Source organism: Pseudomonas sp. FP2335 (genome assembly GCF_030687535.1).
Lineage (GTDB): Bacteria > Pseudomonadota > Gammaproteobacteria > Pseudomonadales > Pseudomonadaceae > Aquipseudomonas.
The window spans coordinates 1,225,544-1,237,881 of the sequence record NZ_CP117437.1 but is presented as its reverse complement, the minus strand read 5'-3'; the positions used below and the strand labels follow the sequence as shown (position 1 = coordinate 1,237,881).

Genomic DNA, 12,338 nt, shown 5'->3' with positions numbered 1-12,338 from the left:
GAGATCAAAACTGTGGGAGCTGGCTTGCCTGCTCCCACATTGGTCTGCGGTGTTAGTTGGATTGTGGTTTGGCCCTTCGGGCCTTGAAGAATTCGCTGAGGACGGTACCGCACTCCTCGGCCAACACCCCGCCTTCAAACAGCACTTTGTGATTGAGAAACCCCTGGGTAAAAAACTGCCCCTGGCTCTGCACAATCCCCGCCTTCGGCTCCAGCGCGCCGTACACCACCCGCGCCACCCGCGAATGCACGATCAAACCGGCGCACATGCTGCACGGTTCCAACGTCACGTACAGCGTGCTGCCCACCAGCCGATAGTTGCTGATGGCCTGCGCGGCATTGCGGATAGCGACCATTTCGGCGTGGGCGCTGGGGTCGTTGCCGCTGATCGGGCAATTGAAGCCACGGCCGATGATTTCGCCGTCCTGGACCAGCACCGCGCCTACCGGCACTTCACCCAAGGCTGCGCCCTGGGCAGCGAGGGCCAGGGCTTCGCGCATGAAGTCCTGGTCGCGGCTGCGGTCGATGATCGCGGTGGGGCGGAACTGGCGCATCACGCCACCTCGATGGCGGCCATCAGGCCGGTTTCCATGTGATCGATCACGTGGCAATGAAACATCCATACCCCCGGGTTATCTGCCACCAGCGCCACGCGGGCGCGTTCGTTCTTGCCCAACAGGTAAGTGTCGGTGAAGTACGGGATCACCTTGTGGCGGTTCGAGGCGATCACCTTGAAGCTCATGCCGTGCAGGTGGATCGGGTGCTGGTACTGGGTCATGTTCTTCAATTCGAAGATGTAGCTCTTGCCCTTCTCCAGCTTGGCGATGGGCCGGTCGGCGCAGGTCTTGTCAGTGATGTCCCAGGCCTGACCGTTGATTTGCCACAGGCTGGGCGGCCGACCATCGTCGACGGAAACGGTGCCGACCCACTCGAAATTGAAGTTGAGTTTCTCGGCGTTGGCCAGGTCCGGCTCGGCAATCGGGTTGGCGGGCAACGCCGCTGGCCAGTCCGTCGGCGCATCGCTGTTGGCGACCGAGCGGAACGTGCCCAGGCGCACCGGGCCGTTGCGGATCGACAACTCTTCGCCGGCCGGCGGTGCCTTGATCGCCAGGCAGATGCGCATGCCCGGGCCCAGCCAGTATTCCTTGCCCAGCGGGCGCGGCTCGATAGGGTTGCCGTCCAGCGCGTAGATCTGCGCTTCGACGTCAGGGATGTTGATGCGATAAGTCAGGGTGTTGTCGAGGTTGAGCAAGCGCACGCGGGTGATCTGCCCGGCGGGCAAGTCGATCACCGCCTGGGACACGCCGTTGATCGTCGATAACCGCCCGGCAGTACCGCCACGCGCGGCCTCACGGGGTACGCTGAAAGCGACGAAGGCGCCCTCTTCGTCCACGTGCCAGCTTTTCAGGCTCAAGGTGCGTTCGTGTTTGAACCCGGTGGGCTCGCGCTCTTCAATGATCAGCGGGCCGACCAGGCCACGGCCGAGTTCTTCGCTGCTGTTCACATGGGGGTGATACCAGTAGCTGCCGGCGTCGGGCACACGGAATTTGTAGTCGAAGTACTCACCAGGCAAGACCGGCAACTGGGAGACGTAGGGCACGCCGTCCATTTCCAGCGGCAGGCGGATGCCGTGCCAATGAATGGTGGTGGCGACCGGCAGGTGGTTGATAAAGCGCACCCGCAGCCATTCGCCCTGGCGTACGCGCAACTCGGTGCCCGGCGCCGACGGGCCGAACGCCCAGGCCTCGGTCTTGTGGCCCGGCACCAGTTCCACGTCCAACGGCGCGGCGATCAGCTCGTAATCGTGGCCCGCTTCGGCCTCGGCGACCTTTCCCAGCCAGTAGCGGTAGGCGCCACCAGCACCGACGCCCACTACGGCCAGGCCTGCGAGACCACCCAGGATTTGTCGACGGGAAAAGGATCGGGACACAACAACCTCACGTATCGGCCGCGGGCACAGGGCCTGCAAAGGGCTGATACGATACACCTGCATCGGCTAAACAGTAAGGCTTCGCATTGCCGCATGGCTGAATTCTGGACACGCCAAAGATCAACTGTGGGTGTGGGCTTGTGTGGGAGCGGGCTTGCTCGCGAAAGCGGTGGGTCAGCCACAGATGTATCAACTGACAGACCGCATTCGCGAGCAAGCCCGCTCCCACATTTTTTTGATCTTCAGTGGTTTTTAGACTGTGTTGGTTCAGGCCTTGGCGGCAGCCAGGATCAGGGCCTTCATCTCGGCCACGGCACCTTTGAAGCCGACGAACAACGCATGCGCCACCAGCGCATGGCCGATGTTCAGCTCGTTGATACCCTTGATCGCCGCCACGGCTTCAACGTTGTGGTAGTGCAGGCCGTGGCCGGCATTGACGATCAAACCTTCGCGCAGGCCAACGGCAACACCGTCGATGATGCGCTGCAGTTCGTCAGCCACTTCGGTCGGCGTGGTGGCATCGGCATAACGGCCGGTGTGCAGCTCGATGGCCGGCGCACCGACGCGGCGCGAGGCTTCGATCTGGCGCTCGTCGGCATCGATGAACAACGAGACTTCGCTGCCGATCTGCGACAGACGATCCACCGCCGCCTTGATCCGCGCCTCCTGGCCGGCAACGTCGAGGCCGCCTTCGGTGGTGAGTTCCTGGCGCGTTTCCGGGACCAGGCAGATGTGCGCCGGGCGGATGCGTTCGGCGAACGCCATCATTTCTTCGGTGACGCCCATTTCAAAGTTCATGCGGGTTTGCAGCACATCCTTGAGCAGCAACACGTCGCGCTCCTGGATATGGCGACGGTCTTCGCGCAGGTGCACGGTGATGCCGTCGGCGCCCGCTTCTTCGGCGTCCAGCGCAGCCTTGACCGGGTCAGGGTAACGGGTGCCCCGGGCCTGGCGCAGGGTAGCGACGTGGTCGATGTTGACGCCAAGAAGAATGCGATTGCTGGTGGTCACGGAAGCGCTCCTGAAAAGGGAAAGAAACGCCGCACAGCATACACGGGGTTGTCAGGGCTTTCGAAACAACTCGCGACTGACCAGCGGCCGGCCGCCCAGATGCACGGCCAACGCTTGGCGCATCAGACGCTTGGCGGCGGACAAGGCACCGGGGGCGCTCCAGTCGGCTTCGCTCATGGCCAGCAACTCGGTGCCCTGGAACAGGCCGGGTTGCAGCAGGTAGACGCGCTCCAGGCCGGCGTCGACTTGCAGGCGGTACATGCCGTCGGCCGCGATGGGCTCGCCGTGCAGGTCGTTGGCCAGTTCGAAGCCGTAGCCGAGGTCGTCGAGCAGGCGCCATTCGAACGCACGCAGCAAAGGCTCCAGGGGGCGGCCTTCGGCGAGGGCGAGCAAAGTGGCGGCGTAGTGATCGAAGACAGCCGGATGGGGGTCTTCGGCAGGGAGCAGGCGAATCAGCAATTCGTTGAGGTAAAGGCCGCTGAACAGCGCTTCGCCATTGAGCCAGGCAGAGGTGCCGACGCTTTCCAAGCGGCCAACGTTTTTCAGCTCGCCCTTGCCGCGAAACTCCACGTCCAACGCCACGAACGGCCTTGCCTGCGTGCCCGCCTTGCCCCGCGCGCTGCGCAACACTGCACGCAGGCGGCCTTGGGGCGTGAGGAAGTCCACCAGAGCGCTGGTCTCGCGGTAGGCGCGGCTGTGCAGGACGTAGGCGGGTTGGCTGAGGGATTGGGACATGGGGTCTCACTGCTGGAATGCATTGTTGAAAACTACACAAACCGAATGTGGGAGCGGGCTTGCTCGCGAATGCGGTGTGCCAGTCGACTTATCAGTGACTGATCCACCGCATTCGCGAGCAAGCCCGCTCCCACATTTTTAGTCCTGCGGTGTTCTTACAGGTCGCCGTAGCCCAGGGAGCGCAGTGCGCGTTCGTCGTCGGACCAGCCGCCTTTCACCTTCACCCACAGGTTGAGCATGATCTTGGAATCGAACAGCAATTCCATGTCCTTGCGCGCTTCGGTACCGATGCGCTTGATGCGCTCGCCCTTGTCGCCAATGATGATTTTCTTCTGGCCATCACGCTCGACGAGAATCAGCGCATGGATGTGCAAGGTCTTGCCCTGCTGCTTGAACTCTTCGATTTCGACGGTGATCTGGTACGGCAGTTCGGCGCCCATCTGGCGCATGATTTTCTCGCGCACCAGCTCGGCGGCCAGGAAGCGGCTGCTGCGGTCGGTGATCTGGTCTTCCGGGAAGAAGTGCTCGTTCTCCGGCAGGTGCTCGGCGATCACGCGCTCCAGGGCTTCCAGGTTGTGACCGTGCTGGGCCGAGATCGGGATGATCTGGGCATTCGGCAGTTGTTCCTGCAACCAGCTCAGGTGCGGCATCAGCTCGGCTTTGTCTTCGATGCGGTCGGTCTTGTTCAGCGCGACGATCAACGGGCCGGTGACGTACTGCACACGTTCGAGGACCATCTGGTCTTCGTCGGTCCACTTGGTGCGGTCAACCACGAAGATCACCACGTCGACGTCTTTCAACGCCGCCGAAGCGGTCTTGTTCATGTAGCGGTTGAGGGCTTTCTCGCCGCCTTTGTGCATGCCCGGGGTATCGACATAGACCGCTTGCACGGTGCCTTCGGTCTTGATGCCCAGCATGTTGTGGCGGGTGGTCTGCGGCTTGCGCGAGGTGATCGCGAGCTTCTGGCCGAGGATATGGTTCAGCAGCGTGGACTTGCCCACGTTCGGGCGGCCGACGATGGCAACATAGCCACAGCGTGTTGCGGTTGAATCAGTCATGGCCATTCTCCACGCCCAGGGCAATCAGTGCTGCAGCGGCCGCTACCTGTTCGGCAATACGACGGCTCACACCCTGACCTCGGCTTTTTTCGTTCAGTAAGGTGATTTCACATTCCACGAAAAACACGCGGCAATGGGGCTCACCCTGGATGTCCACCACTTCATAGCGTGGCAGTTCGCAACCGCGCGATTGCAGGAATTCCTGCAGGCGGGTCTTGGGATCTTTGTTGGTGTCGACCAGCGTCAGGCTCTCGATCTCGGAGGTCAGCCAGGCGGTGACGCGCTCCTTGGCCGCTTCCATGCCGGCGTCGAGATAGATCGCACCGATCAGCGCTTCAAGAGCGTCGGCCAGGATCGACTCACGGCGGAAACCGCCGCTCTTCAACTCGCCGGAGCCCAGGCGCAGGTACTCGCCCAGGCCGAAACCGCGGGCCAGCACGGCCAGGGTCTCGCCCTTCACCAGGCGCGCACGCAGGCGCGACAACTGGCCTTCACGGGCTTGGGGGAAACGCTCGAACAGCGCTTCACCGGCGACGAAATTGAGGATGGCATCACCGAGGAATTCCAGGCGTTCGTTGTTACGCCCTGCAAAGCTGCGGTGTGTGAGGGCAAGGACCATCAATTCCTGGTCCTTGAAGGTGTAGCCGAGCTGGCGCTCGAGACGTGCTAGAGAAACGGTCACGGTTTACCCATATCTGTGTGGTGGCACCGGCGGCCATCGACGATTGACGCAGTGTTCAAATTCAAATCCTGGTTGGTGCTGCATGAGGCCGGACATTTGTCCAAGCCCCAGAAAAGCATTCGGCGCTGTGTTCACAGCGCCGCCTGTATTACTTGATCAGCCCGACTCGCGAGAAGTTCGGCAGGTGGCTGAGTTTGGACTCCGGCCAGCTCATCCAGACCGCGAAGGCCTTGCCGACGATGTTCTCGTCGGGAACCATGCCCAGCATGTCCTTGGGAATGTTGGGATCGTTCCAATAACGGCTGTCATTGGAGTTGTCACGGTTGTCGCCCATCATGAAGTAGTGCCCGGCCGGCACTTTCCACTCGCCATCAGGCTGGCGGTAGCGCGACATTTCCTTGCGGATCTGGTGTTCCACCGCGCCGAGTTTCTCTTGGTACAGCTCGGCGCTGCCCAGGGAGTTCGGCTCGGAGCCGATCAGCTTTTCAGCCACCGACTCACCGTTGATGAACAGGCGCTTGTCGCCGGTGTAGCGGATCACGTCGCCCGGCAGGCCGATCACACGCTTGATGTAGTTGACGTTCGGGTCGCTCGGGAAGCGGAACACCATCACATCGCCGCGCTGCGGGTCGCCGACTTCAATGACCTTCTTGTCGATCACCGGCAGGCGGATGCCGTAGGCAAACTTGTTCACCAGGATGAAGTCGCCAACATCCAGGGTAGGCTTCATCGACCCCGAAGGGATCTGGAACGGCTCCACCAGGAACGAGCGCAGCACCAGCACGATGAACAGTACCGGGAAGAACGACTTGCCGTATTCAACCAGCAAAGGCTCTTTGTTCAGCTTCTCGACCACCACCGCATCGGGCTGGCTGACGCTGCCCTGATAGGATGCGATAGCCGCCCGCCGACGCGGGGCGAAGAACACCAGATCGAGCAATGCCAGAAGACCACAGACGGCAACGGCGATGACCAGCAACAGCGGGAAATTTAGTGACATAGGACCTAACTATCCAACCTGAGCACCGCAAGGAAGGCTTCTTGTGGAATTTCCACGTTGCCCACTTGCTTCATGCGTTTTTTACCGGCCTTTTGCTTCTCAAGCAGCTTGCGCTTACGGCTTACGTCACCGCCGTAGCATTTGGCCAGTACGTTCTTTCTGAGAGCCTTGACGGAGGTCCGCGCAATGATCTGCCCGCCAATGGCGGCCTGGATCGCGACGTCGAACATCTGGCGCGGAATCAGTTCTTTCATCTTCTCGGTCAACTGGCGACCTTTGTAGTGCGCGTTGTCCTTGTGCACGATGAGTGCCAGGGCATCGACCTTGTCGCCGTTGATCAGCACATCCAGTTTCACCAGATTAGCCGATTGATAACGATCGAAATGGTAATCCAGCGAAGCATAGCCGCGACTGGTGGATTTGAGACGGTCGAAGAAGTCCAGGACCACTTCGTTCATCGGCAAATCATAGGTCACTTGGACCTGGGTACCGAGGAACAGCATGTCGTGCTGCACGCCACGCTTTTCGATACACAGGGTGATGACGTTGCCCAGGTGTTCCTGCGGCACCAGGATATTGGCGCGCACAATCGGCTCGCGCATGTCTTCGATGGAAGACAAGTCTGGGAGCTTGGACGGGTTGTCGACGTAAATCGTTTCACCGGTTTTCAGCGCCAGCTCAAAAATAACCGTTGGCGCGGTGGTGATCAGGTCCAGGTCGTATTCGCGCTCCAGGCGCTCCTGGATGATCTCCATGTGCAGCATGCCCAGGAACCCGCAACGGAAGCCGAAGCCCAGGGCGTCGGAGCTTTCCGGGGTGTACTGCAACGACGAGTCGTTGAGGGTCAGCTTTTGCAGGGCTTCGCGGAAATCTTCGAAGTCATCGGAGCTGACCGGGAACAGGCCGGCGTAAACCTGCGGCTGGATGCGCTTGAAGCCGGGCAGCACGTCAACGTCCGGCGTCGAGCTCAAGGTCAGGGTGTCACCCACCGGGGCCCCGTGAATGTCCTTGATACCGGCAATGATGAAGCCTACTTCACCGGCTTTCAGATCGGTGGTCGCCGTGTGCTTGGGGTTGAACACACCAACGCTGTCCACCAGGTGGATCTTGCCGGTGGATTTGACCAGGATCTTGTCGCCCTTCTTCACGCGGCCGTGGCGCACGCGGACCAGGGACACAACGCCCAGGTAGTTGTCGAACCAGGAGTCGATGATCAACGCTTGCAGCGGATCCTCGTAGTTGCCGGTCGGCGCGGGAATGGTCTTGACCAGGCGCTCGAGCACTTCGTCGACGCCCAGGCCGGTCTTGGCGCTGCACTCGACGGCGTCGGTGGCGTCAATGCCGATGATTTTTTCGATTTCTTCCTTGACGCGGTCCGGATCGGCCTGTGGCAGGTCGATCTTGTTCAGCACCGGCATCACTTCCAGGCCTTGCTCGATCGCGGTGTAGCAGTTGGCAACGGACTGGGCTTCAACGCCCTGGCCGGCGTCCACCACCAGCAAGGCGCCTTCGCAGGCGGCCAGCGAGCGGCTGACTTCGTAGGTGAAGTCAACGTGGCCGGGGGTGTCAATGAAGTTGAGCTGGTACTTGATACCGTCTTTTGCGGTGTAGTACAGGGTAACGCTATGGGCCTTGATGGTGATGCCGCGTTCACGCTCGAGGTCCATGGAGTCCAGGACCTGGGCTTCCATTTCACGCTCGGCAAGGCCACCGCACATTTGGATGAACCGGTCGGCCAGCGTCGACTTGCCATGGTCAATGTGGGCGATGATGGAGAAATTGCGGATATGACTCAAATCACTCACGGATCAACACTCAAAAAGGCTGCAGGCAGATTGCCCGCTGAAAAATAGCCGGGAATTGTACCTGATGCTCAGGCCAGACGTCATCTTTGCTGACCAGAACAAAAATGCCCCGATCTCTCGACCGGGGCATGTTTTGATCATAAGCGTTCTATCAACCGGCCCGGCGCAATAGCCAGAACCCGGCCAGGGCGCAGATACCAGTGGGCACCAGCACCGCAAACAGCGGCGAGAAACCGAACACCAGGCTCGAAGGGCCGAGCAGGTCCTGGGCGATGCGGAAGGTAAAGCCCACCAGCACGCCGGTAAAGACGCGCTGGCCAAGGGTCACGGAGCGCAGCGGGCCGAAGATGAACGAGATCGCCATCAACACCAGCGCGGCAGTGACCACCGGCTGCAGCACCTTGACCCAGAATGCCAGCCAGTAGCGGCCGTTGTTCAGGCCTTGGTCCTTCAAGTAGTGGATGTAACCCCAAAGCCCGGAGATCGGCAGGCTTTCGGGGATCATGACCACGGTATTGAGCAGTTCCGGCTTGAGGGCGATGTCCCACTCCTCGGCCGGCACATTGATCACTTCAGTACTGGCCTTGGTACCTTGCCCTGCATTGCGGAAATGCGTGGTGGTGACATCGCTCAGCTGCCATTTCTCGGCGTTGTACTGCGCGCGCTTGGCAAAGCTCGACATCAGCAGATGGCGTTCCTTGTCAAAGGTATAACGTGTCACACCAATCAACAGGCCACCGGGCTGCACCGCGTTGATGTGGATGAACTCGTCACCCTGGCGGTGCCACAGGCCATGCTTGGAGCTTTGTGCGTCGCCCGACCCCTGGGCCAGGGCGCGGTTGGCCTGGGCCGTGGTTTCAGCCGGCGGCGCAACGTATTCACCGATCAGCACGCTGCACAGCATCAGCAGCAGCATCGGCTTCATCACCGCCCAGACAATACGACCGATGGACACCCCGGCGGCACGCATGATGGTCAGTTCGCTGTTGCTGGCCAGGCTGCCCAGGCCGATCAGGCAACCGATCAGCGCGGCCATCGGCATCATGTCGTAGAGGCGGCGCGGCGCGGTGAGGGCCACGTAGCTCATCACGTCCCATACGGTATAGGTGTCGCTGACGTTGCCGACTTCATCGATAAAGGCGAACAACGACGCCAACCCAAGGATGATGCCCAATACCGCCAGGATGGCGATCAGTACGCTGCTACCAATGTAGCGATCGAGCTTAGCCACGAGCCAACTCCTTCTGGCCACGACGGCTCAACATTTTCAGACGGATAGGTTCCCAGTAGAGCAGCGCCAGGCCGATCACCAGGAAGATCCCATGCACCCACCACAGGCCCAGGGTCGGCGACAGCTTGCCCTTCTCCAGGGAACCACGGGCGGAAATCAGGATGGTCAGGTACGCCATGTACAGCAGGATCGCCGGCAACAGCTTGAGGAATCGGCCCTGGCGCGGGTTGACGCGCGACAGCGGCACTGCCATCAAGGTCACGATAAACACCAGCAGCGGCAGGGAGATGCGCCATTGCAGCTCGGCAATGGAACGCAGTTCCTTGCTGCCGAGCAGTTCCGTGGTGGGGATGGCGTCACGGTCGGTAACTTCGTCGCTGACGTCCGGACGGGCCAGCAGCACGCCGTAGGTGTCGTACTTGATCGCACGGTAATCGGCCATGCCGGGGCTGCCGTCATAGCGATAGCCGTTTTCCAGGATCAGATAGCGGCTGCCATCGGGGCGCACTTCCTGGCGGCCTGAGTCGGCCACCAGCACGGAAATACCGCGGTCTTTCTTGTCCTGGCCCAGGCGCTTCTCGGAGATGAATACGCCGCCGAGGTTGGCACGGTTTTCGGTCATGGTTTCGGTGTAGGTCACGCGGGTGCCGTCGCTGAGTGCCTGGAAGCGGCCCGGTTCGAGGGTGTCGAACTCGGTCATCGCGTCCTGCTTGTTCAGCACCAGCTGGAACTGCATGGCGCCCTGGGGGGCCAGGCTCAGGCTCAGCCAGGCGACGATCAGCGCGACACCGGCGGCCGGGATCATGGTCATGCCCAGCAGGCGTTGCTGGCTCATGCCGGTGGCCGAAAGCACGGTCATTTCACTTTCGAGATACAGGCGACCGTACGCCAGCAGGATCCCGAGGAACAGGCCCAGCGGCAGGATCAGTTGCAGGAACCCCGGCAGGCGAAAGCCCATGATCAGGAACAGCGAGCCCGGATCCAGCGCGCCAGAGGCGGCCTGGGCGAGGTATTTGACGAAACGACCACTCATGATGATGACCAGCAACACCGCGCTCACGGCACTCAGGGTCAACAGGACTTCGCGGGACAGATAACGGAAGACGATCAAACCAGACACTCCAGGGTTGTCAGGCTAAGGCGGCCAAACAAGCAAGCATACCAGTCGACCCGTTTGCACAGGCCGGCTAAAAAGATGGCGCATTATCCTGTGATTGGCCGCGCCTGTCACGGAGCATGCTCAACCACGTGGACAAAGCTTACACCAAGGGTTGTCAGGCTCCGCCGCCGAGGTTCAAACTGCGGCCTTTGTCGCGGGCGGTTTATACAGCCGCCAAGCTTTAAAGCCGGCGTACAGACGCCCGGCTCTTTGACCTTTATAAGGGACCCGAAAATGGAATTGGTTGTAAAAAGCGTTAGCCCCGAAACGTTGAAAACCGCCACCCTCGTGGTCGCCATCGGCGAAGGCCGCAAGCTTGGCGTCGCTGCCAAGCAAGTCGACGAACTGAGCGGCGGCGCCATCAGCGCGATCCTCAAGCGCGGCGACCTGGCGGGCAAAGTCGGCCAGAGCCTGCTGCTGCAAAGCCTGCCAAACCTGAAAGCCGACCGCGTACTGCTGGTGGGCGTGGGCAAGGACGCCGAGCTGGGCGACCGTCCGTTCCGCAAGATCATCAGCGGCATCCTCACCACCCTCAAAGGCCTGGGCGGCGGTGATGCCACGCTGGCGCTGGATGAAGTGGTGGTCAAGGGCCGCGACAGCTACGGCAAGACCCGCCTGCTGGCCGAAAGCCTGGTGGACGGCGGCTATATCTTCGACCAGTTCAAGAGCACCAAGGCCGAACCCCGCGCCCTGAAGAAGATCACCCTGCTGACCATCAAGGCCGCCCAGGCTGAAGTGCAGCGCGCCGTGACCCACGCCACCGCAATCGCCAACGGCATGTCGTTCACCCGCGACCTGGGCAACCTGCCGCCGAACATCTGCCACCCAACCTTCCTCGGCGAACAGGCCAAGGCGCTGGGCAAGGAATTCAAGGGCCTGAAAGTCGAAGTCCTGGATGAGAAGAAGATCAAGGAACTGGGCATGGGCTCGTTCTATGCCGTGGGCCAGGGCAGCGACCAGCCGCCACGCCTGATCGTGATGCAATACAACGGCGGCAAAAAGGCCGACAAACCTTACGCCCTGGTCGGCAAAGGCATCACCTTCGACACCGGCGGCATCAGCCTCAAGCCAGGCGCCGGCATGGATGAGATGAAGTACGACATGGGCGGCGCCGCCAGCGTGTTCGGCACCCTGCGTGCGGTGCTGGAGCTCAAGCTGCCGATCAACCTGGTGTGCATCCTGGCCTGTGCCGAGAACATGCCAAGTGGCGGCGCGGCGCGTCCGGGCGACATCGTCACCACCATGAGCGGCCAGACCGTCGAGATCCTCAACACCGACGCCGAAGGCCGCCTGGTGCTGTGCGATGCCCTGACCTACGCCGAGCGCTTCAAGCCGCAAGCCGTGATCGACATCGCCACCCTGACCGGCGCGTGCATCGTCGCCCTGGGCTCCCACACCTCGGGCCTGTTGGGCAACAACGACGAGTTGATCGAACAACTGCTCAGCGCCGGCAAGGCCGCCGACGACCGCGCCTGGCAACTGCCGCTGTTCGATGAGTACCAGGAACAGCTGGACAGCCCGTTCGCCGACATCGCCAACATCGGCGGCCCGAAAGCCGGCACCATTACCGCAGCCTGCTTCCTGTCGCGCTTTGCCAAGAACTTCAACTGGGCGCACCTGGACATCGCCGGCACGGCCTGGACCAGCGGCGGCAAGGACAAGGGCGCCACTGGCCGTCCGGTTCCACTGCTGACCCAGTACCTGCTGGATCGCGCCAAGGCCTGAAAA

General features: G+C 61.5%; 11 protein-coding genes. 1 reads left to right on the top strand and 10 read right to left on the bottom strand.

The features are described from left to right. Positions 1–52 precede the first annotated feature (52 nt). The 10 genes from tadA to lptF all read right to left on the bottom strand — a co-directional run bounded on the left by tadA (position 53) and on the right by lptF (position 10,562). Entirely contained in the window at positions 53–553 is a 501-nt protein-coding gene (gene tadA, locus PSH81_RS05390; RefSeq protein ID WP_226457805.1) for a tRNA adenosine(34) deaminase TadA, read from the bottom strand. Then, positions 553–1,929 (bottom strand): multicopper oxidase family protein, encoded by a 1,377-nt coding sequence (locus PSH81_RS05385; protein ID WP_192297439.1) that lies wholly within the window; start codon positions 1,927–1,929, stop codon positions 553–555. The genes tadA and PSH81_RS05385 overlap by 1 nt, the downstream gene beginning before the upstream one ends. A gap of 267 nt (positions 1,930–2,196) precedes the next feature. Continuing rightward, complete coding sequence (gene pdxJ / locus PSH81_RS05380) at positions 2,197–2,940, bottom strand: pyridoxine 5'-phosphate synthase (RefSeq protein WP_135287580.1); 744 nt, start codon at positions 2,938–2,940, stop codon at positions 2,197–2,199. Between the two features lie 51 nt (positions 2,941–2,991). Beyond that, complete coding sequence (gene recO / locus PSH81_RS05375; protein WP_305392122.1) at positions 2,992–3,675, bottom strand: DNA repair protein RecO; 684 nt, start codon at positions 3,673–3,675, stop codon at positions 2,992–2,994. A 155-nt stretch (positions 3,676–3,830) separates the two neighbouring features. After that, positions 3,831–4,733 carry a GTPase Era gene (gene era, locus PSH81_RS05370; RefSeq protein WP_038851274.1) on the bottom strand — a complete coding sequence of 301 codons (903 nt, stop codon included), beginning with the start codon at positions 4,731–4,733 and terminating at the stop codon, positions 3,831–3,833. After that, on the bottom strand, positions 4,726–5,415 hold the full coding sequence (gene rnc / locus PSH81_RS05365) for a ribonuclease III (RefSeq protein ID WP_012722401.1): 690 nt from the start codon (positions 5,413–5,415) through the stop codon (positions 4,726–4,728). The genes era and rnc overlap by 8 nt, the downstream gene beginning before the upstream one ends. 148 nt (positions 5,416–5,563) lie before the next feature. Continuing rightward, positions 5,564–6,415 (bottom strand): signal peptidase I, encoded by an 852-nt coding sequence (lepB, locus tag PSH81_RS05360; protein WP_192297441.1) that lies wholly within the window; start codon positions 6,413–6,415, stop codon positions 5,564–5,566. Between the two features lie 5 nt (positions 6,416–6,420). Continuing rightward, entirely contained in the window at positions 6,421–8,220 is a 1,800-nt protein-coding gene (lepA, locus tag PSH81_RS05355; protein ID WP_003210439.1) for a translation elongation factor 4, read from the bottom strand. 151 nt (positions 8,221–8,371) lie between these two features. Then, a complete protein-coding gene (gene lptG / locus PSH81_RS05350) occupies positions 8,372–9,451 on the bottom strand; it encodes an LPS export ABC transporter permease LptG (protein ID WP_226457807.1) in 1,080 nt (359 codons plus the stop codon). Further along, entirely contained in the window at positions 9,444–10,562 is a 1,119-nt protein-coding gene (gene lptF / locus PSH81_RS05345) for an LPS export ABC transporter permease LptF (RefSeq protein WP_226457808.1), read from the bottom strand. The genes lptG and lptF overlap by 8 nt, the downstream gene beginning before the upstream one ends. Before the next feature lie 282 nt (positions 10,563–10,844). On the opposite strand from lptF, the gene PSH81_RS05340 reads away from it, so the two are divergent. Further along, complete coding sequence (locus PSH81_RS05340) at positions 10,845–12,335, top strand: leucyl aminopeptidase (RefSeq protein ID WP_192297446.1); 1,491 nt, start codon at positions 10,845–10,847, stop codon at positions 12,333–12,335. Positions 12,336–12,338: the final 3 nt, after the last annotated feature.